This is a genomic window from Silvimonas iriomotensis (genome assembly GCF_014645535.1).
Classification (GTDB): domain Bacteria; phylum Pseudomonadota; class Gammaproteobacteria; order Burkholderiales; family Chitinibacteraceae; genus Silvimonas; species Silvimonas iriomotensis.
The window spans coordinates 703,371-727,418 of the sequence record NZ_BMLX01000002.1 but is presented as its reverse complement, the minus strand read 5'-3'; the positions used below and the strand labels follow the sequence as shown (position 1 = coordinate 727,418).

The following is a 24,048-nucleotide window of genomic DNA, read 5'->3' as shown; positions in this document are numbered from 1 at the left end:
ATAGCATTATAAACCCAATGATATGATCGCCAGTTCCGGGGGAAAAAACGGTCTGTGTATCCCTCAAGTGAGGGGTACTTGGATGACGTTGGGTTTCATTGTTTCCGGCCTTCTGGTCGGATTTATTGTGGGTATGACTGGCGTGGGCGGCGGCTCTTTGATGACGCCGATCCTGTTGTTTTTTGGTATCAACCCCGCCACGGCGGTCGGTACTGATCTGTTGTATGCCGCCATTACCAAATCCGGCGGCGTGTGGGTGCACCACCGCAACCGCAATATCGACTGGAAAATCACCGGCTGGCTGGCGTTGGGCAGCGTGCCGGCGGCCATGGTCACCGTGTTTTTCCTGCACCGTCTGCAAACAGACCAGGCCGTCATCAACGGCCTGATCAAACATATGCTGGGCGTGGCGCTGCTGCTGACGGCGGTCGCCATCCTGATCAAACCACTGATCCAGAAAGCCACGTTTTCAGGTGAACTGACCCTGAAAGCCGATTCGATGCATCGCCGCGTCATTACGGTCATTGTCGGCCTGGTGCTGGGCGTGATCGTGACCTTGTCATCAATTGGTGCCGGTGCGCTGGGTACCATCGCCCTGTTTTTGCTGTACCCGCTGATCCCGACATCCCGCCTTGTCGGTACCGAAATTGCCCATGCCGTGCCGCTGACGCTGGTGGCGGGTCTGGGTCATGCCGGGCTGGGTAATCTGGATTGGGGCATTCTGGGATATTTGCTGATTGGTTCGCTGCCGGGCATTTACTTTGGCAGCCAGCTTTCCGGCCGTCTGCCCGATCGCCTGCTGCGCCCCTTGTTGGCCTTGATGCTGGCCCTGGTTGGCAGCAAATTGGTCTTTTAAGCCACTTTTTCTGAATTCATCGCCTTCGGAGTCTTTGATGGATCTCGACAGCAAGATTGCCGACACACTGGCACTGCTCAAGCGGATTGCCGCTGATTATTCGCCCGCCGTGTTTGCCAACTCGTTTGGTGCCGAAGACATGGTGCTGACCGATCTGATCGCCCGCAATAACATCGGCATTGCTGCGTTCAGCCTGGACACCGGCCGCCTGCCGGAAGAAACCTATGAACTGATGCAAACCGTGCGTGAGCGCTATCCGGAACACGCGGTGCAGGTGTTTTTCCCGGACGCCGCAGCGGTGGAAGCCTATGTCAAAGACAACGGCGTCAACGGTTTTTATGAGTCTGTCGACCTGCGCAAATCCTGTTGTCATATCCGCAAGATCGAACCGCTGCAGCGCGCACTGAAAGGCAAGAAGGCCTGGGTGACGGGTCTGCGTCGCGAGCAATCGCCCACCCGGACCGATCTTGGCAACCAGGAATATGACGCCGGCAACGGGCTGGAGAAATTCAACCCGCTGATCGAGTGGACCGAAAAAGACGTGTGGGCCTATATCAAGGCCAACAACGTGCCCTACAACAAGTTGCACGATCGGCATTACCCCTCGATCGGCTGCGCGCCCTGTACGCGCGCCATTGCGATGGGCGAAGACGTTCGCGCTGGCCGCTGGTGGTGGGAAAATCCGGAAAACAAGGAATGCGGCCTGCACGTGAAAGACGGCGGCGAAGTGAGCGCGGTGTCGTTTGTTTCGTCGGTAAATCGTTGATAGTTCGCAACGCGAACGCCGGATTCGTTGCCTGATTCTTACAATGCCGCCATCATTATGGCGGCATTGCCGTTTTTGCTTATGCCGTATGCAGTGCTGCGCCGCATCAAAAGAGGCGGCGACAAAAAGAAAACATGAAACAAAAAAACCTGGACCAGGTTCAGGACAGAGGAAAGGAATCGAAACATGAGTGGCATTCAATACCTGATTGGCGTTGATGGCGGCGGCACGGGCACGCGCATCTGTATTTCCGGGCTCGACGGCAAAGAGCTGACCCGCGCCGAAGGCGGTGCATCGGCACTGCAACAAGGTATCGACAAAGCCTGGGACAACATCGTGGCGACCATCCGCGCCGGCTTTGCCGCGCTGGGGATCAACGCGCCCGACTTTGCCCAATGCGCTGTCGGCTTTGGTTTGTCTGGCGTGCATAACCGCGCCTGGGCGGCCGAATTTGAAGCCAGAAACCCGGGATTTGCCCGCATCATTGTCGAGACCGACGGTTTTTCGACGTTGCTGGGCGCGCACAAAGGTGCGCACGGCGGCATCATCGCGGTCGGTACGGGTTCGATTGGTGAAGCCTGGTTGCCGGATGGCCAGCGCATTGAAGTCGGCGGCTGGGGTTTTCCGACGTCTGATGAAGGGTCTGGCGCTTATCTGGGCCTGAAGGCCATCAACCACGTGCAACGCCTGTTTGACGGCCGCCAGCCGATGACCGACTTTGGTCGCGCGCTGTTCGCCGTGGTGGGTGACACCAAAGAAAAGATTTTTGAATGGATGGGCAAGATGAAGCAGGGCGAATGCGCCTCGCTCTCGCCCATCATTGTCCAGTTCGGTGAGACTGACGATGTCGCGCGCGGCTTTTTGCAAGATGCCGGTCGCGAGATCGAAATCATCGGCAAGGCCCTGCGCGCCACGGCGCCAGCGCTGCCGCTGGCCATTTGCGGGGGCGGCCTCTCTGAAGCCTTGCGCCCGTATATTCCGGCTGCGTTCCTCGCGACCACCACGCGGGCGCAGGCCGATTCTTGTGCCGGTGCTTTGATCCTGATCCACAAGGCGGTAACAGCCTGAGAGTCTGGTAACGCGCGGCGGTGCCTTGTGCCCGCCGCCAGGCATTGTTGACCAGCCCCGGCCTGACCGGGGCGCTTGCCAATCTGGGGAGAGCAGGACCATGGATCAGCAGCAAAAGCTGTTGTTTCTCAAGCCCGAGGCAGACAGCGCGACGCCGCTTTATCTGCAACTGAGCCATAAACTGGCCGCGGCCATTCACGCCGGCTTCTGGAAAGCGGAAGACCCGCTGCCGTCCGAGCGGACTTTCTGTGAAGTGCTGGGCCTGTCCCGCGTGACAGCCCGCAAGGCGCTCGATCTCTTGTATGAACAAGGCATGATCGTGCGCCGGCAAGGGGCGGGCACGTTCATTACGCCCAAACTGGAGCAACCGCTCTCCCGCCTGACCAACTTGTCGGAAATGCTCAAGCAACGCGGTTTTGTGCCGGGCAGCCGCTGGCTCAAGCGTGAGGTGGCGCCGGCAACGGCAGAAGAACTGATGCGGCTGAACCTGGCGCCCAATGCACGGGTGTCGCGTTTGCTGCGGGTACGGACGGCCAATGACGTGGTAATGGCGGTGGAAGAGACCGCTTTGCCGCATCACCTGGTGGCAGATCCGGCCAAAATCGGTGATTCCCTCTATGAATACATGCAGAACGCCCGGCTAGGTGTTGTAAGAGCGATACAGAATATCGCCGCCGTGAACGCAAATGCGCGTCTGGCAAGCCTGGCGGACATTCCGGAAGGGCAGGCCATGTTGCACCTGGTGCGCGTTGGCTATCTGGAAAACGGCCTGCCGGTTGAATTGACGCACTCCTGGTTTCGTAGTGACTACTACGACTTTGTGGTCGAATTGCACAGAAAGGCTTAGTGTTTTCGCGGCCTCAGGGCAATTGCTTAGGGTATTTGCTGTAGTCAGGTGTTTTACTTAAGTGTAATTAACTACAAAATATGAGAATCAAGCCGTTCATCCGGCAAGGTGCGACGCACAGTCCCGCCAGAAGTGAAGGCTTCGAAGTGATTCACCGTATTGATAAATTGTTGTAATCTGCCAAAGCCTCGAGAAACGAGGCGGCATGGCCAGGCGCTACAAAGCAGCCGGCCAGGAACCAGAAATAACCGGCAACGACCGGACTGAGCATGAGGATGGGGTAGTCACCGCACACTGGGCGGGGCCCCCGGGAAACGAAACTGGGACAGGGTATTTCGGCGGGTGCAGCCAGACTGCGCCATGTCCGCGCGCAACCTGGGAGAGGGTGCGTGCGCGATCGCCTGCAGTATCACGCCTTTTTTGCGTCCGTATTCCTTTCTGCTTCTATTTCTGCGTTCCATGCCGCACTGACCGGTAATGGTCAGTGTCCATGACACCAGTTTGAATAGAGGATGGGGAATCGAGATGAAGTTCAGGCAGTCCGTTCTGACCCTTGTTGCCGCCAGCTGTGCATTTGTGTCCTTGTCTGCCGTCGCTGCAGACAAGACCAAAGTCGAATTCTGGTCCAACAGCCTGTCGCCCAAGTTCGACGCGGTCATGAAAGACCTCACCGCCCGCTTCAACGCTGCCAATCCCGATATTCAAGCTGTCTGGGTCGATGTCGACTGGGACGCTTTCCAGCCCCGTTTCATTGCTGCAGTTGCCGCTGGCAACGCGCCTGACCTGATTAACCTGCCGGTGCCCTGGGCCGCTGAGTACGCCCAGAAGGGTCTGCTGCTGCCGCTGGAGAACAAGATCACCGGCTTCAAGGGCATGTATACCGATGCCGCCCTCAAGGACGTCACCTACAACGGCAAGATCTATGGTCTGCCGTGGTACAACTCGGTCTCCATCATTGCCTACAACAAGGGCATTTTCGACAAGGCCGGGCTGAAGGCTGCGCCCAAGTCGCTTGATGAGCTTTTTGCCTACGCCAGGCAGATCAAGGACAAAACCGGTGTGGCCGGTTTTGCCCCCAAGGTTCAGGAATTCTCCAGCTGGTTCATGTACCAGGGTTTGCCGGTCATCCAGAATGGCAAGGCGGTGTTCAACAGCCCGGAACACGTGAAGTTTGTTGAGCGTTTTGCCCAGGCCTGGAAAGACGGCGCCATCCCCAAAGACGTGTTCAAGATGGAGTTCGAGCAAGAAATTGCGGCCTATGACTCTGGCAAGATCGCCATGATGACCACGTCGCCGCAAGCGCTCAAACGCACGCAAACCGATGCCAAACCGGTCTACGCCCAGACCGTGACCACTTCTTTCCCGCTGTCCAAAGGCGATACCCCGTTTGGTGGCTATCTGTTCTTCTGGTCGGTGCCGCAAGGCTCGAAACACGCTGATGCCGCCGTCAAACTGGGTCAGTTCCTGACCAATGACGCCAACCAGCTGGCGTTCTCCAAAGCCACTGAAACCACCTTCCCGTCGACCCGCAAAGCGGTCAGCGATGCTTATTTCCAGAGCGGCGCCAATTCTGCCGATCCGATTGAACACGGTCGCGCCGTGGCAGCCCAGGCCATTGGCCAGGCCCGCACGCTCACCGTCACCGGCCTGCCTGATGAGGCTGCCATGAACAAGAAACTCCAGGATGAACTGGAAGAAGCGATCTCCGGGCGCAAGCCGGTCAAGCAGGCGCTGGATGAAGCTGTTGCATTCTGGAACAGCAAACTTGGCGCCAAATAAGGCTTTGGCGGCAGGTAGGTGTAATTCGCAATTGACAGTTGTGAGAACTGGAAATTCGCTGCGGGTAATCTGCTACACTCCCGCAGCGTGCTGAAATCCGCATGATCTGGTGGGCACACGCCGGATCAAGTGTGGTGTACCGCAAGGAAAAGATTCCTGGCGTATTTGTCGATAACTCCAAGAGGAAGACAAGATGAAGCTCAAGAAGATGTTGGCCGTTGGCGCAGTGGTATTCGGTTTTGCTTCTGTTTACGCACAAGCTGATACTGAACTCGAATTCTGGACCATGAACCTGGCTCCGAAATTCAACGATTACTTCAACAAGTCCGTTGCTGATTTCAACAAAGCCAACCCTGGCCTGACCGCCAAGTGGGTTGACATGAACTGGGATCAGATCCAGCCCAAGCTGATCGCTTCCATCGCTGCTGGCAACCCGCCGGCGCTGGTGAACTTCAACGTGCCCTGGGTGCATGATTTTGCCGCTCAAGGCAACATCCTGCCGGTTGACCAGTACATGGGCGCCGCCAAGAACAACTACTCCGTTGGCGCGATCAAGGACGTAACGGTGAACGGCAAGGTTTACGCCTTCCCGTGGTACAACTCCGTGTCCATCATCGCCTACAACAAGGACATCCTGGCCAAGGCCGGTGTGAAGTCTGCTCCGAAGAACTTTGACGAATTCGTCAATGACGGCAAGCAAATTACCGCCAAGACCGGCGTTCCGGCTTACGCACCGAAGCTGGGTAACTTCGTGGGCTGGTTCTACTACGCTGGCCTGCCGGTCGTTGAAAACGGCAAGGCCGTGTTCAACAGCCCGAAGCACGTCGCTTTCGTACAAAAGTTTGCTGACCTGTACAAAGCTGGCGTAATGCCGAAGGACGTGTTCAAGGTTGAGTTCGAGCAGGAAATCGCTGCATACAACTCCGGCAAGATCGCCATGATGACGACCGCACCGCAAGCCCTGAAGCGCACCGAAACCGACGCCAAGGACATCTACGCCAAGACTGGCGTTGCCAAGTTCCCGGTTGACGCAGGCAAGATGGCCTTCGGCGCATGGCTGATGGACTTCGTGATTCCGAAGGGCACCAAGGACCCGGCAGCTGCCGGCAAGCTGGGTGTGTTCCTGACCAACGACGCGCAACAAGTTGCGTTCTCGAAGGCCACCGAAACCACCTTCCCGTCGACCAAGAAGGGCAACCTGGATCCGTACTTCCAGGCTGGTGCCAAGAGCGCCGATCCGGTTGAAGCTGGCCGTGCTGCTGCCGCTGGCTCCATGGACAACGCTCGCACTCTGACCATCCCGCCGGGCGTGCTGCCGGACGAAGCTGCCATGACCAAGAAGCTGCAGGATGAAATCCAGGACGCCGTTGAAGGCCGCAAGCCTGTCAAGGCCGCTCTGGACGAAGCTGTTGCTGCCTGGAACGAAAAGCTGAAGAAGTAAGCAGTTGAAGTAGCATGAAGTTCCTGAGCGGAACCGCCCCTCGGGTGGTTCCGCTCAGTCCGTTACACCAGAAAAATAAAGATACAGTCGAGTTGCGTCGTGAAGACTTCAAACAGTTACACCGCGATCGCCTACATGTTCCTGGCTCCGGCCTTGATCCTGATGGGCGTCCTGACGTTCTGGCCTGTTGGCTATAACACCTACCTCGCGTTCCAGGACTACAGCATTGCTGACGGTTCGGCCACCTGGAACAATTTTGCAAACTTCAAATACATCGCTCACGAAGACCTGTTCTGGAGTGCGCTCAAGAACTCGCTGCTGTATCTGCTGATCGTGCCGGTCATCCAGCTGGCAGCGCTCGTTGTGGCCAAGATGGTGAACAACAAGCTGCCGGGCATGACCTTGTTCCGCGCCTTGTTCTACATCCCGGTCATTACCTCGATCTCGATCGCCGGCGTGGTGTGGGCCAACGTCTACAAGTACGACGGCGTGCTGACCTGGCTGCTGCAAAGCCTTGGCATCCTGCATGATCAGGTGAACTGGCTGGGCGAGCCTTCCATTGCGCTGTACATGCTGATGATCTTTACCTTCTGGAAAGGTATCGGCTACTACATGGTGCTGTATCTTGCCGGCCTGCAAGCCATTCCGGCCGAGGTGGAAGAGGCCGCCATTCTGGATGGCGCCAATGCTTTCCAGCGCTTCTGGAAAATCACCGTGCCCATGGTCAAGCCGACCATTCTCTTGTGTACGCTGTTAAGTACCATCGCCGCGATCAAGGTTTACCTTGAAGTGATCGTGCTGACCAAGGGTCAGGCCGACACCTATACGGCGCTGTACTACGTATACGACCAGGCGTTCCGGAACTACAACTTCGGTCGTGCTGCGGCCGCCGGTGTCGTGGTGACGTTCTTCTGCGTGCTGCTCGCCATCGTTCAGTTCCGCATGTTTGGCGAAGAGAAGAAATAAGGCACAGGGAGACATAACATGGCGCTTGGTAAAACTGCTCGCTCAGTGATTGGCCGCACCTTGCATTACGCAGGCCTGTTGCTGTTCGCGATCTTCACCGCATTTCCGTTTATCTGGGCCCTCTCGGTAGGGCTCTCGCAAGATCCGTCCAACATCTGGATTTTCCCGCGGGCTTTCTGGCCGACGGACCCCAGCATCAGCTGGTTCATCCGCGTGTTCCATGAAATGCCGTTCATGACGTATCTGGGTAACTCTGCCCTGATGTCGTTCTGGGCCGTCGTTGGCGTGACCGTGGTTTCGGTCCTGGCCGGCTACCCGCTGGCCCGTCTGAAGTTTGCCGGTCGTAACTTCATCTTTGTGGCGATCATTGCCACCATGATGCTGCCGTCTGAAGTGGCACTGGTTCCCAACTTCATCACCATGAAGCATCTGGGCCTGCTGAACACCTGGACTGGTGCGATTCTGCCCAACATTGCCGGCGCATTTGGTATCTTCCTGATGCGCCAGGCGTTTGAGGCCGTACCGCAAGACCTGATCGACGCCGCCCGTGTGGATGGCGCGACAGAGTTGCAGATCATGTGGCGGATCATGGTGCCAGTATGTGCACCGTCGATTGCTGCGCTGGCCATCTTTACCCTGGTCAATGAATGGAACGACTACCTGTGGCCGTCGATCGTGCTGAACTCGAAAGACAAACTGCCGCTGGCCGTGGGTGTGTTCAATGACCTGACCGGTCCGTTTGCCACCTCGACCAGCCTTGTCATGGCTGCGATCGTGATGACGATCATCCCGGTACTGATTTTCTTCGCCTTTACCCAGCGCTACTTCGTCAGCGGTCTGGATGGCGCTGTGAAATAAGCTGCCTCTCGCTCACAGGACGGCGGGACAGGTGCCCGCCGTTCAGGCAGACTCAGAACAAAAGATTTAAAGGAATCGAATAAATGGCTTCGGTTACGCTCAAAGATATCAAGAAGACCTACGGCAAAGACGTACAAGTGATCAAAGGGGTAGACCTTGAGATCAAGAACGGCGAATTCGTCGTATTCGTGGGCCCGTCCGGCTGCGGCAAATCCACCCTGCTGCGCATGATTGCCGGCCTGGAAGACATCACCTCGGGCGATCTCATGATCGGCGACACCATCGCCAACGACATCCACGCCTCCAAGCGCGGTATCGCCATGGTGTTCCAGTCTTACGCCCTGTACCCGCACATGAGCGTGTACGACAACATGGCGTTCTCGCTCAAGCTGTCGGGCGAATCCAAAGAAGACATCGACCGTCGCGTGCAGCGCGCCGCCAACATCCTGCAGATCACCCATCTGCTGGAGCGCAAGCCCAAAGCCCTGTCGGGCGGTCAGCGTCAGCGTGTGGCCATCGGCCGCGCCATCGTGCGTGAGCCGGAAGTGTTCCTGTTCGACGAACCGCTGTCCAACCTGGATGCCGCGTTGCGTCTGAACATGCGTGTGGAGCTCTCCAAGCTGCACAACGATCTGAAGACCACCATGATCTACGTGACGCACGATCAGGTTGAAGCCATGACCCTGGCTGATCGTATCGTCGTGCTGAACGCCGGCGTGATCCAGCAAGTCGGTTCCCCGCTGGAACTGTACGAGCACCCGTCCAACCTCTTTGTGGCCGGCTTCCTGGGCTCGCCCAAGATGAACCTGCTCGAAGCACAACTGGTCAGCGTGGAAGCGCAAGCCGCCGTGGTGCGTCTGCCCAAGGGCATTACCGTACGCGCTGCAGTTGACGCCAACGCAGGCCGCGTGGGCGACAAGGTAACCCTGGGTATCCGTCCGGAACACGTTCAACTGAAGCTGGAAGGCGAAGAAGGCGTGCCGGCCCGTATCGATCTGATCGAGCACCTGGGCGACATCGTGCTGGCCTATGTTGAAGTGGCCGGCGTGAACGAAATCCTGTGCGTGAAACTGCCAGGCAACCATCCGGAACTCAAGCGCGGCGCCTCCGTTCGCCTCGTCTTCCCGGAAAAGGACACCCTGGTGTTCAACGAACAAGGCGCCGCATTCAAGCGCACCTGCTGATCGCAGACGTTCACCGCAAAAGAAAAACCCGCCGTGAGGCGGGTTTTTTGTTGGCAGAAGCAAACTGGCATACCGCCTGCACGGCGGTGAATAGCGCTGCGATGCGCGAGCTGCGCAACGAGATCTTCTAAACCGCCTGCACGGCGGTGAACCTCGGTTGCGATGTGGTGTCCCTGCCGGTTTGCTTCTAAACCGCCTGCACGGCGGTGAACGTTGGCGTGGCCCACCCAGAAAAGTCGGTCCCCTTCTAAACCGCCTGCACGGCGGTGAACGAAAACGCCGCTGCGGTCGGTGAAGCCATGGTCTTCTAAACCGCCTGCACGGCGGTGAACGCCCAGCGCCAGGTTTTCTTGATTGTCCACCGCTTCTAAACCACCTGCACGGCGGTGAACAAGTTTGGCCAGCGCCGCCTAGATCGGGCGCTCTTCTAAACCGCCTGCACGGCGGTGAACTGCCTGGGCAGCGGTGGCCAGCTGGTCGATCTCTTCTAAACCGCCTGCACGGCGGTGAACGTCTCTTCCCGCAGCCGGTCCAGCATCAGCGCCTTCTAAACCGCCTGCACGGCGGTGAACACGGCAGCGCCGCCGGCGCGAAAACTCTTCTTCTTCTAAACCGCCTGCACGGCGGTGAACCCTGGACGTGCGCCCGACTGGCGCCAAAGTGTCTTCTAAACCGCCTGCACGGCGGTGAACTGGCCCAAGAGCTGCGGCGATTTCCAGCCATTCTTCTAAACCGCCTGCACGGCGGTGAACACCTTGGCGCGGCTTACCTGGGTGTGCGGACGCTTCTAAACCGCCTGCACGGCGGTGAACTGAAAAGCGTGACCAATATATCCTGCCAGATCAGGTATTTGCCCTGATTTCATGCAAGTTGGGTTCATTTTTGGGGTGGAGGCGTAAGGCACTGTTTTTAAATGATTTTTATTTTATCTTTAAAAACGAAGTCAAAATGAAGGGGTAGGGGGCAATAAAAATGGCCCGAAAAGACGGGCCATTTTTATGGGTGTGTCGCGTTATGGATCAACCGGCGCGGGCAGCCACGTAGTCTTTCAGCGTCTGCACGTCGGCGTCCATCACGTCAAAGCGTTGCGGCAGCTTTTCCAGGTCGGCTACGGCGGCGGGCATGGCGGGTTTGCTGCCCAGTGCTTCTTGCATGGTGGCTTCAAACTTGGCGGGCAGGGCGGTTTCCATGATGACCATTTTCACGCCGGCCTGACGGTGCGCCTTGGCGGCGTGGTAGCCGTCGGCAGTGTGCGGGTCGATCTGCACGCCGTATTTGTTGAAGACTTCACGGATGCTGTTGATGCGGTCGGCGTGGGTGCTGCGATCCGAACGGAAACCGTATTCGCCCCGCATGCGGGCAAAGTCCTCGGCAGAGAGGTCAAAGCCTTTGGCTTTTTCCACGGTGTGCCACAGCGCGGCCAGCTTTGCGCCGTCACGGCCGGTCAGGTCGAACACAAAGCGTTCCAGGTTGGATGCCTTGGTGATGTCCATGGACGGGCTGGAGGTCTCGTAAGTCTGATCCAGGCCGCGCGGGTGATAGCCGCCAGTCTTGAAGAACTCGTCCAGCACGTCGTTTTCGTTGGTGGCGACGACGAGGTTGCGGATCGGCAGGCCCATCTGGCGTGCCACGTGGGCGGCGCAGATATTGCCGAAGTTGCCCGACGGTACGCAGAAGTCCACCGGTTCGCCCACTTCTTTGGCGACGGCAAAGTAGCCCTTGAAGTAGTACACCACCTGGGCAACCACGCGGCCCCAGTTGATCGAGTTCACGGCGCCGATCTTGTACCTGGCCTTGAACGCGGCGTCGTTGTTGACGGCTTTGACCATGTCCTGGCAAGCGTCGAACATGTTGTTGACCGAGATATTGAAGATGTTCTCGTCTTGCAGCGTGAACATCTGCGCGCGCTGGAAGGGGCTCATCTTGCCGTAGGGCGAGAGCATGAACACGCGCACGCCTTTCTTGCCACGCATGGCGTATTCTGCCGCGCTGCCGGTGTCGCCGCTGGTGGCGCCGACAATGTTGATTTCCTCGCCGGCGCGGTTAAGCACGTATTCAAACAGATTGCCCAAAAGCTGCATGGCCATGTCCTTGAAGGCAAGGGTCGGGCCGTTGGACAGTTGCTGGATGAAGAGGTCGTCTTCCAGGCGCGTCAGCGGGGTGATTTCATCCGTGCCGAAGGCGGCTTTGGTGTAGGTCTTGTCGATCAGGGCTTTGAGGTCTGCCGCCGGGATATCGTCAACAAAACGGCTGATGATGGCGAAGGCCAGATCGGTATAAGACTTGCCTGCCAGTGCCTTGAGGTCATCGGCGGACAGGGTGGGGTATTGGTCCGGCACCACCAGGCCGCCGTCCGGCGCGAGGCCGCCCAGCAGGATTTCAGAGAATTTCTTGGGCGACATGCCGCCGCGTGTGGAGATGTATTGCATGATCGAAGCCTGTTCAGGGCGCGATGTGCGCGTAATGTTCCACCGTCGGGAACGGATCATAAAAGTGATGCAGTAACGCTTTCCATTGCTGGTATTGCGCAGAACTCCGGAAGCCCTTGGTGTGGTCTTCCAGTGTTTGCCAGCGCACCAGTAGCGCGTAATGCTGCGGGCGTTCAAGACAGCGTTGCAGTTCGTGGCTGATATAACCGGGCATGCTGGCGATGATGGCCTGGGCTTGCCCGAATGCGACCTCGAACTCGGCAGTCAGGGCCGGTTTGACATCGAGATGGGCAATTTCCAGAATCATGGCGTGCTTCCGGGTGTTATGGCGCGGGCTGATCGACCAGCTTGTCGATCTCTTCGCCCAGGCAACTAAACCCGGCCGCCGCCGCTTTGCCCTTGAGCACGCGTTCCAGTGCATCATCAGCCAGTATGGGTTCCTTGCCGGCGATCAGCCCGTTGATACGGGCGTCATGCATCAGGCGCTGGCCCACGCAGCCACAAAACGCATTCTGGTCAAACGGGATCTGCAGTTTGGCGAGCTGGTCCGCGACGTTTTGCGGCAGGTTCTGGCGTTTGCAGGCGCTGATGGCCTGCGCGCGCATCACCGAGATATTGGTGCCGCGCACGCTGGTCACTTGCGCCGCGCCGGCCGGCAACGCTGCGCTGAGCAACGTTGCCAGAACCAGCCAGCTCGCCAGAGCCTTAGCCATTCAGATGTTCCAGACGCAGTTTGACCACCTTGCCGGTAATGCTGGAGAGCGCTTCGATCTTTTCCAGCGCGCCATTCACATTCTTCTCCACGGCCTGGTGGGTCAGGATGATGATGTCGGCACGGTTGTCCTTCTGCTCGTCCGCCGGCTTTTGCATCATGGATTCAACCGAAATGTTGGCATCGGCGAGGATGCGCGAGACGTCGGCCAGCACGCCCGGACGGTCTTCAGCGTCCATGCGCAGGTAGTAACACGTTTCCACTTCGTCGATCGGCAGGATCGGCAGATTGGCCAGGGCGCTGGGCTGGAACGCCAGATGCGGTACGCGGTTTTCCGGGTCGGCGGTGGCCAGGCGGGTTACGTCCACCAGGTCTGCAATCACGGCAGAGGCGGTCGGCTCGGCGCCGGCACCGGCACCGTAATACATGGTCGCGCCCACGGCGTCGCCCTTCACCAGCACGGCGTTCATGACGCCATCAACATTGGCGATCAGGCGCTTGTGCGGGATCAGCGTCGGGGCCACGCGCAGTTCAATACCGTTTTCGCGGCGGCGGGTCACGCCCAGGAGTTTGATGCGGTAACCCAGTTCGCCGGCGTACTTGATATCGGCGGCATCCAGCTTGCTGATGCCTTCCAGGTACGCTTTGTCGAACTGCACCGGAATCCCGAATGCGATGGCGCTCATGATGGTGAGCTTGTGGGCGGCGTCGTGGCCTTCAATGTCGAAGGTCGGATCGGCTTCGGCGTAACCCAGGCGCTGGGCTTCGGCCAGCACATCGTTAAACGCCAGACCCTTGTCACGCATCTCGGTCAGGATGAAGTTGCTGGTGCCGTTGATGATGCCGGCAATCCATTCGATACGGTTGGCGGTCAGGCCTTCACGCAGGGCCTTGATCACCGGAATGCCACCGGCTACGGCGGCTTCAAATGCCACGGTCACGCCTTTTTCCTGGGCGCGCTCGAAAATCTCGTTGCCGTATTCGGCGATCAGCTTTTTGTTGGCGGTGACCACATGCTTGCCGTTGGCAATGGCCTTGAGGACCAGCTCTTTGGCAATGGTGGTGCCGCCAATCAGTTCGACCACGATGTCGACATCAGGGTGGTTCACCACCTTGAGTGCATCGTTGACGATTTCGACATCGGGGCCGCACATTTCGCGGGCGCGATCCAGATCACGGTTCGCGGCAATGATGATCTTGATCGGACGCCCGGCGCGGCGTGCGATCTCTTCTGCATTGCGTTTCAATACGGCGGCAGTGCCACCGCCAACGGTGCCAACACCGCACAGACCAACATGAATCGCTCTCATTTCAGCGCCTTCTTGAAGTTGAATGAAGGGATATGCAATCCCTCCCGGAAATAGAATTTATGTGCAAGCGTACGCTGCACGCCGGAATCCAGCGCCAGCACGTCACAACCTTGCGCGCGTGCCTTTGTTTCAAGCCAGTCCAGCATCTTCTTTCCAACGCCTGTGGATCGCACAGTGGCATCGGTGACCAGATCGTCCACGTAAAGACGACGGCCTTCGTAGGTGTTTTCAATCAAGCGCCATAGCGCCAGACCGAGTACCTGATCGTTTTGGGTAACGGCGATCAGGCGACCGCCGTTGTGCGCAATGACCGCAAGCCGGCCGGTGTAGTCTGCCGGCAGGTTGGGGCGCAATTGAACATGAACTGGTTGTGCCCTGGCGAACCAGTGGGCCTCGGCAAACTGGCCGTGATCATCAATCAGTTCAAGAATCTGCATTATGCCGTACCGTGCCGTTTGCGATAACCCGAGAGGAAGCGCTCGACGCGGCCCAGCGCATCGGTCAGGTCATCCAGGTTAGGCAGGAAGGTCATGCGGAAATGATCCGGCTGCGGCCAGTTAAAGCCGGTGCCTTGCACCATCAGCACTTTTTCTTCTTGCAACAGTTCCAGGATCAGCTGCTGGTCGTCCTGCACCGGGTACATTTTCGGGTCCAGTTTCGGGAACATGTACAAGGCCGCTTGCGGCTTGTTGCAGGTCACGCCAGGAATGCTGTTGAGCAGGTCGTACGCCAGATCGCGCTGACGCGTCAGGCGGCCACCCGGTTTCACCAGATCGTTGATACTTTGATAGCCGCCCAGCGCCGTCTGGATGGCGTATTGCGCCGGCACGTTGGCGCACAAGCGCATGGTGGCCAGAATATTCAGCCCTTCAATGTAATCTTTGGCGATTTTTTTGTTGCCCGACACCACCATCCAGCCGGCGCGATAGCCGCAGGCGCGGTAGTTCTTGGACAAACCATTGAAGGTGACAAACAGCACGTCTTCGGCCAGCGAAGCCAGCGAGGTGTGCGTGCGGCCGTCGTACAAGACCTTGTCGTAGATCTCGTCGGCGTAAATGATCAGCTTGTTCTGGCGGGCGATCTCGACGATCTCTTTGAGCAGATCATCCGGATACAGCGCGCCGGTCGGGTTGTTCGGGTTGATCACCACAATGGCGCGCGTGCGCGGGGTGATCTTGGCGCGGATGTCGTCCAGCGACGGCAGCCAGCCGTTGGCGTCATCACACAGATAATGGCGCGGGGTGCCGCCGGCCAGACTCACGGCAGCGGTCCACAGCGGGTAGTCGGGCATCGGCACGAGGACTTCGTCGCCGTTGTTCAGCAGACCCTGCATGGACATCACGATCAGCTCGGACGCGCCGTTGCCAATGTAGATGTCATCAACGGTGACGTCTGCAATGCCCTTTTCCTGGGTGTAATGCATGATGGCCTTGCGGGCCGGGAACAAGCCTTTGGAATCCACATAACCGGCCGAGTTGGGCAGGTTGCGGATGACGTCCTGAACCACTTCATCCGGTGCTTCAAAACCAAACGGGGCCAGGTTGCCAATGTTCAGTTTGATGATGCGATAGCCTTCTTCTTCCATCTGCCGGGCTTTTTCGGGCACCGGGCCGCGGATTTCGTAGCAAACGTTCAGCAGTTTGTTCGACTTGAGAATGGCTTCCATCAACAGTGGCCTGCAAGAAAATCGGGGGAACCTCGTATGATAGCGAAGAAGTGAGCGCTGCGGGCGCTCGTCTGCACCGGTTTGGCAACTTGTGTGTATCGCCAGAAATGAAAAGGCGATTGCACCGCGTAATCAACGGTTTGCAATCGCCTTGCGTGCTGGCTGGCCAGCGTGTCTTAGCCGGCCGGGCAGGTATCTTCAAAAACCGTAAAGCTTTCGCCGCGTGCATCCGGTGCGGGCCAGGCTTGTTTGAAGGTGAACGCGAACGCAGTCGGGCCGTGCCGGCGCAGGCAATCAAGCCGTTCTTTGGCCTCTTCGGTCGTCGGAATATGGCCGGCCTCAACCCACCACAGCACCAGGTATGACTCTGGCATGCGTTCAAAGAACTCGCGGCGGCGGCTCATGATTTCGGTGTGGGCGGTGTGATAGACGTAATGCCGCAACGCGTCGACATCCTGCCAGACCGACATGTTGACCAGCGTATCAGGGTCGTAGGGGCGCAGATCGGTGGCATTGCCGGCGTCGTCCTTCAGCCGCCAGACAAAACCGGGCGAAGACTCCGCCAGCGCGTTGATCCGATCCAGGTTGGCGACAAAATCGGCCATGACCGGCGAGTCGATCGGGCCTTTGGCGATACCGATGTTGAGCTGGGCAAGCTGGTATTGCGACATGGCACTGTCCTTATGGCAGGGGACGGGAAAGGGCAGTGTAATCAATTGGCTAACGCAACGCAGCACGGGCCGACAGAGCGCCGGCCCGATGGCGAAGCACGTGGGCTCAGGCATCGCTTGCGCTGCTTTCCACGCGGTTGCGACCGCTTTCTTTGGCGCGGTACAGCGCTTCATCGGCCGGTTGTACCAGCGCAGGCGTGTGCTGGTCCGGCCGCGGGATCAGTGCGTGCACGCCGGCGCTGATCGTGACAAAGCTGGCCGGGTTGCCGGCGTGGATCATGTCCAGCGCGCGTACCGCCGCGCAGAATTTCTCTGCCAGGCTGCGGGCGCCGGCCAGATCGGTATTGGGCAAGAGCACGGCCATTTCTTCGCCGCCGTAGCGCGCGGCCAGATCGCCGGGGCGGTGTACCAGATCATCAATGGCGTGGCTGATGGCGCGCAGACAGTCGTCGCCCGCCGGGTGGCCGTACAAGTCGTTGTAGCGCTTGAAGAAATCGACATCGATCATGATCAGCGCCAGCGACGTTTGCTCACGTGCGGCGCGGGCGAATTCTTCGGCCAGCCGGCTATCAAACTGGCGCCGGTTGGCCAGGCCGGTCAGGCCATCCTGCGCGGCCATTTTCTGCAAGGTGGCGTTGATGTTTTCCAGCGCGCGGTGTGCCTTGAGCAAGTCTTGCTGCGCCCGTGCACGCAGGTTGATCTGTTGTACCAGATGCGTGCCGGCCAGCCCCAGGATCGACACCAGCACCAGAATGCCCAGCGAGTGGAACAAAGTGTGACGCCACCATTCAGCCAGGATTTCATCGCGCGAGAACGCAGCGGCGACAAAGACCGGCCAGCCTTCCACCTGCTGGAAACTGTTCAGGCGGGTGACGCCATCGTAGATGGATTTCACGATCAGCGAGCCGCTGCCGTCGCTGTTGCGGTAACCCTGATATACGAGTGAGCTACGCATGTCAGAGCCAATATTGGCCGGGTTGAACGGGCGGCGAACCAGCAAGGTGCCGTTGTCCAGCACCAGGCTCATGGCGCCGGCGCTGCCGATATCAAAACTGTTATAGAACGCGGAAAAGTAGTCCAGCCGCACCGAGGCCAGGACCACGCCGGCAAAGCTGCCATCGTCATGATTGAAGCGGCGCGAGACCGGAATGATCCACAGGCCGGTGGAACGGCTGATCACGGGTTTGCCGATATGCGGCCCGCGATCGGTGTGGGTGCGGTGCCAGATAAAGTAATCGCGGTCTGAGTTATTGAGGTTGTAGCTGACTTGCGCCTGGGAACTGGTCAGCCAGTTGCCTTGCTCGTCATACACAAACAGGCCGGCCAGATGCGGTTGTTCCAGCAATTGCTGCTGCAAAAAACGGTGCAGGCGCTGCATTTGCAAGATGCCGGTGCCGTCAAACTCCAGTCGCTCGACCATGCCAAACAGCACGGTATCGGTGACTTTGAAGGTGGCCTGGGCATGATGGGCGGCGGCGTGCGCCAGGTTGGTGGTTTCCTCCCGCATTTCTTTCAGTTGCTGATCGCGGGCGTTCCAGCTCAGGGCGATATCCATGATGACCAGCAGCAGACATACAACGCACACAAAGCCAAAGGCCAGCGTGGATACCCGTGCGGGTTGATACCTGGTGTTCAAACCCTGCCTCCTGATGGTCCGGACTCTCAATATATACACATGACCCGGCTCAGGTTAAGCAGATGAACGGCGAGTGTGGCGGCGCAATCAGATGGCATCCGGTAAAATGGCCGCTTACCTCATCTGGATTGCTGTCATGAAACTGCATCACACCAATGTCGATAACCTGAACCAGTTCACGTCTTATGGCGAAGGCTTCGTCAAGGTGAACCAGCAACAATACGACGGCAGCCTGATCGTGACGCCGTCTGAAGTGCGTGAATGGCAGCCCGTGCGGTTTGAAGACCTGCAGGCCGGACACTTTGAGCAATTGCTGGAACTCAAGCCGGAAGTCGTGCTGCTGGGTACCGGCAAAAGCATCCGTTTTCCGCATCCGCGCCTTTATGCCGCGCTGGCGCAGGCGCATGTCGGGCTGGATGTGATGGACACCGGCGCGCTGTGCCGTACCTTCAATATCCTGACCGCTGAAGAGCGCCGTGTGGTGGCGCTGGTGCTGAGTGCCTGATTCAGTCAGGCTTTGCAGCAACAAAAAAGCCCGGCGCAGTGCCGGGCTTTTTTGTTGCTGCACAGTGCAGATCAGTGCACCGCGTTACGAGAGAAATCGCGCGGGCGGAAACCCAGCAGACCCAGCATGCCGAAGTAAGCGACAAGGCCTACCGCCACCAGCCCGGCCAGCCGCGCAATGCGTGAGGGCATATTGCCGATATCCCAGGCCGGCATCAGCACCAGCGTGCCATACAGCGCAATGGCCATGACCACGACCGCAATCAGCAGCTTGGCAAAGAAAGCCTTCCAGCCCGGTTGCGGGTGGAAAATACCGTGCCGGCGCAACTGGTAATACAGCAGCGAGGCATTGCAGCAGGCGCCCAGACCAATCGCCAGCGACAGGCCCGCATGCTTCAGATGCCAGATGAACGCCAGGTTCATGACCTGCGTCAGCAGCAGGGTAATGACGGCAATCTTCACTGGCGTCTTGATGTTCTGGCGGGCATAAAAGCCCGGCGCCAGAATCTTGACCATGATCAGACCGATCAGCCCGGCTGAATAGGCAATCAGCGCATATTGCGTCATCAAGGCGTCGTGCGCGCCAAAGCGGCCGTACTGGAACAGCGCCGAGACCAGCGGGCCGGAAATCACCGCCAGCGCCACGGCAGAGGGCAGGGCCAGCATCAGGCACAGGCGCAAGCCCCAGTCGAGCAGCTTTGAATACTCTTCCGGGTTTTTGCTGGCGTGCGCCTTGGCCAGCGAAGGCAGCAAAATCGTGCCCAGCGCAACGCCCAGCACGCCGGTCGGGAATTCCATCAGGCGGTCAGCGTAATACATCCAAGAGATCGAGCCCGAGACCAGCCACGAGGCAAAGATGGTGTTGATCAGCAAAGAAATCTGGCCGACCGACACACTGAAAATGGCCGGCCCCATCTGCTTGAGCACGCGCCACACGCCGGCGTCTTTCAGATTCAGGCGCGGCAGCACCAGCATGCCGATCTTTTTCAGATGCGGCAGTTGATACAACAGTTGCAGCACGCCGCCCACAATCACGCCCCAGGCCAGCGCGATAATCGGTTGCGCCATGTGCGGCGCCACCACGGTGGCAAAGAAAATCTGCGAGACATTCAACAGCGTCGGCGCGAAGGCGGGGACGGAAAAACGGTTCCAGGTATTCAGAATGCCGCCAGCCAGGCTGGCCAGCGAGATCAGGAAAATATACGGAAACGTGATGTGCAAGAGCTGCACGGTCAGGTTGAACTTGTCTGGCGTGTTGGCAAAACCCGGCGCCGTGAGCCACAGCACCACCGGGGCGCCAATGACGCCCAGCACGGTGATCACCGCCAGCACCAGCGTCAGCAGGCCGGCAATATAAGAGATGAAAATACGGGTGGCTTCTTCGCCCTGGGTGTTTTTATACTCGGCCAGAATCGGCACGAAGGCCTGGCTGAACGCCCCTTCGGCAAAAATGCGCCGCAACAGGTTGGGTAATTTGAACGCCACATTGAACGCGTCGGTGGCGAGCGTGGCGCCAAACATGCGGGCGACAATGGCGTCCCGCGCGAAGCCCAGAACCCGCGAGGCCAGCGTCATGGAACTGGTCGTGGCGAGTGATTTCAGCAGATTCATTGAAATGATTTCGGCGTTGTTCTTGAGAGGATGGCGCATCATATCCAAGGTAGAGCGATCAGAGAAGTTGCATTGCTCGCAATTACCCGATATCATCGGCGGTTTCCGAATTGAACCAACCCGTCGCTATCGAGCTTCGGGATGGATGTAACCGAACCCGTCAGGAGTCAGAACACATGGCAAATAGCGCCCAAGCTCGCAAGCGTGCGCGTCAGGCTGAAGAAGCCCGCCAACACAATGCTAGTCAGCGTTCGGCATTCCGCACTGCGATCAAGAAGGTGCTGAAGGCCGTTGAAGCTGGCGATAAGTCTGCTGCTCAAGCAGTATTCCAGCAGTCTGTCAGCACCATCGACAGCCTGGCTGACAAGAAGATCTTCCACAAGAACAAGGCAGCTCGTCACAAGAGCCGTCTGTCCGCTGCAATCAAGGCCATGGCTGCCTGATCTGCTTCGGCTTCTTGCTGAGAAAAAACCCCGCTCCGGCGGGGTTTTTTATTGCCTGCGCGCAGCCTGCACTGCTGTCGCGAGTGGCTTGTCAACAAACGCACACCGGCAAACTGTCAGGCAGGATGCGCCCCGAATTGCCGCAGGCGCAACACCTTTCAGTGACAGACGGGCTTGTAGCCAATGGTCTGGCGGAGACGAACGGCGCGCGACATGCATTTGTGCTAGATTGGGTTCTCGCACCAAATACATGGTTTGTTTACAAAATATGCAAGCAAATGATGAACTGTCGCCTCTGCCGCGCGTTCTGGTTGTCGACGATTCGCGCATTGTGCGCGCCACGATCAAAAAGCACCTGTCCGGTGCCTACGACATCATCGAAGAAGCCGATGGTGAAGCCGGATGGCAGCGTTTGCAGGCAGACGAATCCGTCTGTTTGCTGATTTCCGATCTGACCATGCCGGAACTGGATGGCCTGGGTTTGCTGGCCCGCATCCGGTCGCAATCCGAAGCGCGATACCGGCTGCTGCCAATCATCATTGTGTCTGGTGAAGAAGACGAAGAAACCCGCCAGCGCTGCGTTAATGCCGGCGCCAGTGACTTCGTGACCAAATCGACCGACCGCGCCGAAATGCTGGCCCGGGTGGCGGCCAATATCGAACTGGCACGCACCCACAAAGAACTGGATGCCGTGCGCGAAGAACAGGCCCGCACCGCGACCCATGTGGCCGATGGCGTGGGCACCAACCATTTGCTGAAACTGCAAATGGAGCAATCGCTGTCTTATGCCCGCCGTCATCGCAGCGAAGTCACCGTGCTGCTGATCGAGATCGACGCCTTTGATCAGGTGCAAGCCAAGCTGGGCGAGCGCGTCGCCAACCAGATGCTGCAATTGCTGGGCAAGCAACTGGCCGGCAAGCTGCGTAATGAAGACACGCTGGCTCAGGTGTCCGGCCCGCAATTTGCGGTGGTGTCGGCCTCGACCACGTTGTCGGAATCCCGCATTCTGGGCGAGCGTCTGCGGCAGGCCATTGCCACCGCGCGCATCAACTTCCGTGGCGAGCAGATTCAGGTTACCGCCAGTATTGCCGTGGCCAACTCATTGCATGACGATGCGGACGCCACCGATGCGCTGATGACCGCCGCCAGCGCCCGCCTGGCCGCGCGCACCGAGCACAATACCGTGATCGTGCCGCAACCGTCGGCGGTGCATGTCGCTACGCCATCCATTGCCGAGGCACTGGCTTTGCTGCACAAGGGCGACGCCGCCGAAATCGCCGCGCTCAAGCCGCATCTGCCGGCGATCCTGGCCAACCTGGCGCCGCTGCTGGAACTGGCGAACCAGGAACTGGGCCTGGGCTGGAATACCGGTCAGCTGCCGCAGTGATGTGTGGTTTGACCCAACAAAAAAGGCTGCATATGCAGCCTTTTTTGTTGGCGGCCCGCACTGGGCGGGTCAGCTCTGGGCCAGCTTGGTCCGCGACAGCGGCGGATTCCTGGCAAAGTATTTCTTGATGCCGGTGTGCAAGGTGTCGGCCATCTTGTCCTGATAGTCGTCGCTGATCAGGCGCTGTTCTTCTTGCGGGTTAGAGATAAACGCCGTTTCCACCAGAATCGACGGGATATCCGGCGCCTTGAGCACCGCAAACCCGGCTTGTTCCACCGCGCCTTTGTGCAGCCGGTTCAGGCCACCCAGTTCAGTCAGCATGGCGCGGCCAAAGCGCATGCTGTCGTTCAGCGTGGCAGTCTGGGTGAGGTCCATCAGCGTGTGGGCCAGGTATTTGTCCTGGGTGTTGCTGATCTTCACACCACCGATCAAGTCGGCATCGTTCTGGGTTTGTGCCAGCCATTTGGCTGCAGTACTGGTCGCGCCCTTGTCAGATAACACAAAGACGGACGAACCGTTGGCATCCGGCCGGATAAACGCATCGGCGTGGATGGACATGAAGAGGTCACCCTGCACCGCGCGCGCTTTTTTCACGCGCACACCCAGCGGCACGAAAAAGTCGGCATCGCGCGTCATCACCACCCGGATATTGGGGTCGGATTCCAGCCGAGCCTTCAGTTTGCGGGCAATCGACAGCACCACGTCTTTTTCGTGATTCCCCGCCGGGCCGGTGGCACCGGGGTCTTCACCGCCATGGCCAGGATCAAGCACCACCGTGATCAGGCGATCCACCTTGAGCTTGCTGCGGTCGATCGGCTTGCCATCGGTTTGTGCCAGCACGTCATCTGCAGGCGAGCGATCCGGCTGGGCCGCTTGCTGCGGGGCCTGTTGCGGCTGGCTGGCGGCACTCGTGTTCTTGTCGAGCTTGAGTTGCTGCGGGTCCAGCAGGCCATCCGGCGTGGTCTGGTTATCCAGGAACGCCAGCAGCGGGTCTTTCTGCACGGCAGGGTAGAGGTCGATCACCAGGCGGTTTTTGTACTCGGCCACCGGCGCCAGCGAAAACACCTGCGGGCGCACCTCGGTTTTCAGGTCGAGCACCAGCCGCACGGTGCCCGGTTTGTTCAGGCCCGCACGCAATTGCTGGATGTAGGGATCGTCGTTACCCACCTTGCCGGCCAGTTTTTGCAGTTCGCTGTCCAGATCCACCCCTTGCAAATCCACCACAAGGCGATCCGGATTTTTGAGTACGAACTGGTTAAACGTGAGCGGCGCGGTCGATTCAATGGTGACGCGGGTGTACGCCTGGGCGGGCCAGACGCGCACTGCCACCACGCTGGCCGCCGCGGCGGCACGGGCAAGACCGGCAGGAACAACAGTCAAAAAGAGGGTCGAGACCGCGGCGCGCAGGGCGCTGCGACGGCCAGAATCTGGGGTCAGGGCGTGAGGGCGAGTTGCGCGAGACATGCCTTGCCGTGCTCCGTATGTGCTTGAATTTCAATGTTTCTTCCGTCTTCAAAAGGCGTAAGACGGATAGTCCAGTCTGCGGTTGGCAGCAAGCCTGCTGCCTTGTCTGCCCATTCGATCAGGCAAATGCTGTGCGGATTGAAGTAATCCCGAAAGCCAGCATCCACCCATTCCATAGGGTCTTGAAATCTATATAAATCAAAATGATACAAGTTTAAATTAGAAACAGCATAAGGTTCAACCAGTGTGTACGTCGGACTTTTCACGCGGCCGGCAAAACCCATGCCGCGCAAGATGCCGCGGGTGAGTGTGGTTTTGCCCGCGCCAAGGTCGCCCTCAAGAAACACGGTCATGCCCGGTTGCATGGCGTTGGCTATGCGCGCGCCCAGCGCCAGTGTCGCGTTCTCGTCAGCGAGGTAACCGCTTCTAGTATCATCGGCAGCATGCATA

23 protein-coding genes and 1 CRISPR repeat array are annotated in these 24,048 nt (G+C 58.7%); of the genes, 12 read left to right on the top strand and 11 right to left on the bottom strand.

Annotated elements, in window-relative coordinates; genetic code table 11:
• Positions 1 to 82: 82 nt before the first annotated feature.
• The 9 genes from IEX57_RS09815 (at position 83) to IEX57_RS09775 (ending at position 9,765) form a co-directional block, all read left to right on the top strand.
• Positions 83 to 856: a sulfite exporter TauE/SafE family protein gene (locus IEX57_RS09815; protein ID WP_188704160.1), complete on the top strand. Its 774-nt coding sequence runs from the start codon at positions 83 to 85 to the stop codon at positions 854 to 856.
• 37 nt (positions 857 to 893) lie between these two features.
• Positions 894 to 1,622 (top strand): phosphoadenylyl-sulfate reductase, encoded by a 729-nt coding sequence (locus IEX57_RS09810; protein WP_188704159.1) that lies wholly within the window; start codon positions 894 to 896, stop codon positions 1,620 to 1,622.
• Between the two features lie 186 nt (positions 1,623 to 1,808).
• Positions 1,809 to 2,690 carry a glucosamine kinase nucleotide-binding domain-containing protein gene (locus IEX57_RS09805; RefSeq protein WP_188704158.1) on the top strand — a complete coding sequence of 294 codons (882 nt, stop codon included), beginning with the start codon at positions 1,809 to 1,811 and terminating at the stop codon, positions 2,688 to 2,690.
• Positions 2,691 to 2,790: 100 nt separating this feature from the next.
• A complete protein-coding gene (locus IEX57_RS09800; RefSeq protein ID WP_188695019.1) occupies positions 2,791 to 3,537 on the top strand; it encodes a GntR family transcriptional regulator in 747 nt (248 codons plus the stop codon).
• Between the two features lie 525 nt (positions 3,538 to 4,062).
• The gene (locus IEX57_RS09795) at positions 4,063 to 5,316 is read left to right on the top strand and encodes an ABC transporter substrate-binding protein (protein WP_188704157.1); all 1,254 of its coding nucleotides are present in this window, start codon (positions 4,063 to 4,065) and stop codon (positions 5,314 to 5,316) included.
• Between the two features lie 193 nt (positions 5,317 to 5,509).
• Positions 5,510 to 6,757, top strand: a complete 1,248-nt coding sequence (locus IEX57_RS09790) for an ABC transporter substrate-binding protein (protein WP_188704156.1) — start codon at positions 5,510 to 5,512, stop codon at positions 6,755 to 6,757.
• Positions 6,758 to 6,856: 99 nt separating this feature from the next.
• On the top strand, positions 6,857 to 7,723 hold the full coding sequence (locus IEX57_RS09785) for a carbohydrate ABC transporter permease (RefSeq protein WP_229708945.1): 867 nt from the start codon (positions 6,857 to 6,859) through the stop codon (positions 7,721 to 7,723).
• Positions 7,724 to 7,741: 18 nt separating this feature from the next.
• Entirely contained in the window at positions 7,742 to 8,581 is an 840-nt protein-coding gene (locus tag IEX57_RS09780; protein ID WP_188704155.1) for a carbohydrate ABC transporter permease, read from the top strand.
• A gap of 83 nt (positions 8,582 to 8,664) precedes the next feature.
• A complete protein-coding gene (locus IEX57_RS09775; protein ID WP_188704154.1) occupies positions 8,665 to 9,765 on the top strand; it encodes an ABC transporter ATP-binding protein in 1,101 nt (366 codons plus the stop codon).
• 64 nt (positions 9,766 to 9,829) lie between these two features.
• Positions 9,830 to 10,577: direct repeats of the CRISPR family, unit length 28 nt; unit sequence CTTCTAAACCGCCTGCACGGCGGTGAAC.
• Positions 10,578 to 10,784: 207 nt separating this feature from the next.
• Here IEX57_RS09775 and thrC read toward each other — a convergent pair.
• The 8 genes from thrC to IEX57_RS09735 all read right to left on the bottom strand — a co-directional run bounded on the left by thrC (position 10,785) and on the right by IEX57_RS09735 (position 18,189).
• Positions 10,785 to 12,194, bottom strand: a complete 1,410-nt coding sequence (thrC, locus tag IEX57_RS09770; RefSeq protein WP_188704153.1) for a threonine synthase — start codon at positions 12,192 to 12,194, stop codon at positions 10,785 to 10,787.
• 13 nt (positions 12,195 to 12,207) lie between these two features.
• Complete coding sequence (locus IEX57_RS09765; protein ID WP_188704152.1) at positions 12,208 to 12,501, bottom strand: antibiotic biosynthesis monooxygenase family protein; 294 nt, start codon at positions 12,499 to 12,501, stop codon at positions 12,208 to 12,210.
• A gap of 16 nt (positions 12,502 to 12,517) precedes the next feature.
• Positions 12,518 to 12,907: a hypothetical protein gene (locus tag IEX57_RS09760; RefSeq protein ID WP_188704151.1), complete on the bottom strand. Its 390-nt coding sequence runs from the start codon at positions 12,905 to 12,907 to the stop codon at positions 12,518 to 12,520.
• On the bottom strand, positions 12,900 to 14,216 hold the full coding sequence (locus IEX57_RS09755; protein WP_188704150.1) for a homoserine dehydrogenase: 1,317 nt from the start codon (positions 14,214 to 14,216) through the stop codon (positions 12,900 to 12,902). The genes IEX57_RS09760 and IEX57_RS09755 overlap by 8 nt, the downstream gene beginning before the upstream one ends.
• Positions 14,213 to 14,653, bottom strand: a complete 441-nt coding sequence (locus IEX57_RS09750) for a GNAT family N-acetyltransferase (protein ID WP_188704149.1) — start codon at positions 14,651 to 14,653, stop codon at positions 14,213 to 14,215. Before IEX57_RS09750 ends, IEX57_RS09755 begins: the two co-directional genes overlap by 4 nt.
• On the bottom strand, positions 14,653 to 15,882 hold the full coding sequence (locus tag IEX57_RS09745) for a pyridoxal phosphate-dependent aminotransferase (protein ID WP_188704148.1): 1,230 nt from the start codon (positions 15,880 to 15,882) through the stop codon (positions 14,653 to 14,655). The genes IEX57_RS09750 and IEX57_RS09745 overlap by 1 nt, the downstream gene beginning before the upstream one ends.
• A gap of 176 nt (positions 15,883 to 16,058) precedes the next feature.
• Positions 16,059 to 16,553 carry a DUF3291 domain-containing protein gene (locus tag IEX57_RS09740; RefSeq protein ID WP_188704147.1) on the bottom strand — a complete coding sequence of 165 codons (495 nt, stop codon included), beginning with the start codon at positions 16,551 to 16,553 and terminating at the stop codon, positions 16,059 to 16,061.
• A gap of 106 nt (positions 16,554 to 16,659) precedes the next feature.
• Entirely contained in the window at positions 16,660 to 18,189 is a 1,530-nt protein-coding gene (locus tag IEX57_RS09735) for a sensor domain-containing diguanylate cyclase (protein WP_229708944.1), read from the bottom strand.
• 136 nt (positions 18,190 to 18,325) lie between these two features.
• On the opposite strand from IEX57_RS09735, the gene IEX57_RS09730 reads away from it, so the two are divergent.
• Positions 18,326 to 18,694, top strand: a complete 369-nt coding sequence (locus tag IEX57_RS09730) for an Mth938-like domain-containing protein (protein ID WP_188704146.1) — start codon at positions 18,326 to 18,328, stop codon at positions 18,692 to 18,694.
• 71 nt (positions 18,695 to 18,765) lie between these two features.
• Here the strand turns inward: IEX57_RS09730 and murJ are convergent, their stop codons facing one another.
• The gene (murJ, locus tag IEX57_RS09725; RefSeq protein ID WP_188704145.1) at positions 18,766 to 20,304 is read right to left on the bottom strand and encodes a murein biosynthesis integral membrane protein MurJ; all 1,539 of its coding nucleotides are present in this window, start codon (positions 20,302 to 20,304) and stop codon (positions 18,766 to 18,768) included.
• Positions 20,305 to 20,480: 176 nt separating this feature from the next.
• Between murJ and rpsT the strand changes: the two genes are divergently transcribed.
• Complete coding sequence (rpsT, locus tag IEX57_RS09720) at positions 20,481 to 20,747, top strand: 30S ribosomal protein S20 (RefSeq protein WP_184099541.1); 267 nt, start codon at positions 20,481 to 20,483, stop codon at positions 20,745 to 20,747.
• A gap of 268 nt (positions 20,748 to 21,015) precedes the next feature.
• Positions 21,016 to 22,134: a diguanylate cyclase domain-containing protein gene (locus tag IEX57_RS09715; RefSeq protein WP_188704144.1), complete on the top strand. Its 1,119-nt coding sequence runs from the start codon at positions 21,016 to 21,018 to the stop codon at positions 22,132 to 22,134.
• Positions 22,135 to 22,203: 69 nt separating this feature from the next.
• Here IEX57_RS09715 and IEX57_RS09710 read toward each other — a convergent pair whose 3' ends face one another.
• Together IEX57_RS09710 and tsaE are read right to left on the bottom strand one after the other, a co-directional pair.
• Positions 22,204 to 23,598, bottom strand: a complete 1,395-nt coding sequence (locus IEX57_RS09710) for an N-acetylmuramoyl-L-alanine amidase (protein WP_188704143.1) — start codon at positions 23,596 to 23,598, stop codon at positions 22,204 to 22,206.
• Positions 23,568 to 24,047 carry a tRNA (adenosine(37)-N6)-threonylcarbamoyltransferase complex ATPase subunit type 1 TsaE gene (gene tsaE, locus IEX57_RS09705; RefSeq protein ID WP_188704142.1) on the bottom strand — a complete coding sequence of 160 codons (480 nt, stop codon included), beginning with the start codon at positions 24,045 to 24,047 and terminating at the stop codon, positions 23,568 to 23,570. Before tsaE ends, IEX57_RS09710 begins: the two co-directional genes overlap by 31 nt.
• Position 24,048: the final 1 nt, after the last annotated feature.

Bases quoted from the DNA above. Each gene is read 5' to 3' on its own strand.
- IEX57_RS09805 (WP_188704158.1), top strand. From the start codon at position 1,809: ATGAGTGGCATTCAATACCTGATTGGCGTTGATGGCGGCGGCACGGGC.
- tsaE (WP_188704142.1), bottom strand. From the start codon at position 24,047: ATGCATGCTGCCGATGATACTAGAAGCGGTTACCTCGCTGACGAGAAC.
- IEX57_RS09810 (WP_188704159.1), top strand. From the start codon at position 894: ATGGATCTCGACAGCAAGATTGCCGACACACTGGCACTGCTCAAGCGG.
- IEX57_RS09760 (WP_188704151.1), bottom strand. From the start codon at position 12,907: ATGGCTAAGGCTCTGGCGAGCTGGCTGGTTCTGGCAACGTTGCTCAGC.
- IEX57_RS09800 (WP_188695019.1), top strand. From the start codon at position 2,791: ATGGATCAGCAGCAAAAGCTGTTGTTTCTCAAGCCCGAGGCAGACAGC.
- IEX57_RS09780 (WP_188704155.1), top strand. From the start codon at position 7,742: ATGGCGCTTGGTAAAACTGCTCGCTCAGTGATTGGCCGCACCTTGCAT.
- IEX57_RS09750 (WP_188704149.1), bottom strand. From the start codon at position 14,653: ATGCAGATTCTTGAACTGATTGATGATCACGGCCAGTTTGCCGAGGCC.
- IEX57_RS09715 (WP_188704144.1), top strand. From the start codon at position 21,016: ATGCAAGCAAATGATGAACTGTCGCCTCTGCCGCGCGTTCTGGTTGTC.
- IEX57_RS09745 (WP_188704148.1), bottom strand. From the start codon at position 15,882: ATGGAAGCCATTCTCAAGTCGAACAAACTGCTGAACGTTTGCTACGAA.
- IEX57_RS09815 (WP_188704160.1), top strand. From the start codon at position 83: ATGACGTTGGGTTTCATTGTTTCCGGCCTTCTGGTCGGATTTATTGTG.
- IEX57_RS09790 (WP_188704156.1), top strand. From the start codon at position 5,510: ATGAAGCTCAAGAAGATGTTGGCCGTTGGCGCAGTGGTATTCGGTTTT.
- IEX57_RS09795 (WP_188704157.1), top strand. From the start codon at position 4,063: ATGAAGTTCAGGCAGTCCGTTCTGACCCTTGTTGCCGCCAGCTGTGCA.
- IEX57_RS09740 (WP_188704147.1), bottom strand. From the start codon at position 16,553: ATGTCGCAATACCAGCTTGCCCAGCTCAACATCGGTATCGCCAAAGGC.
- thrC (WP_188704153.1), bottom strand. From the start codon at position 12,194: ATGCAATACATCTCCACACGCGGCGGCATGTCGCCCAAGAAATTCTCT.
- IEX57_RS09730 (WP_188704146.1), top strand. From the start codon at position 18,326: ATGAAACTGCATCACACCAATGTCGATAACCTGAACCAGTTCACGTCT.
- IEX57_RS09765 (WP_188704152.1), bottom strand. From the start codon at position 12,501: ATGATTCTGGAAATTGCCCATCTCGATGTCAAACCGGCCCTGACTGCC.
- IEX57_RS09775 (WP_188704154.1), top strand. From the start codon at position 8,665: ATGGCTTCGGTTACGCTCAAAGATATCAAGAAGACCTACGGCAAAGAC.
- rpsT (WP_184099541.1), top strand. From the start codon at position 20,481: ATGGCAAATAGCGCCCAAGCTCGCAAGCGTGCGCGTCAGGCTGAAGAA.
- IEX57_RS09710 (WP_188704143.1), bottom strand. From the start codon at position 23,598: ATGTCTCGCGCAACTCGCCCTCACGCCCTGACCCCAGATTCTGGCCGT.
- murJ (WP_188704145.1), bottom strand. From the start codon at position 20,304: ATGAATCTGCTGAAATCACTCGCCACGACCAGTTCCATGACGCTGGCC.
- IEX57_RS09755 (WP_188704150.1), bottom strand. From the start codon at position 14,216: ATGAGAGCGATTCATGTTGGTCTGTGCGGTGTTGGCACCGTTGGCGGT.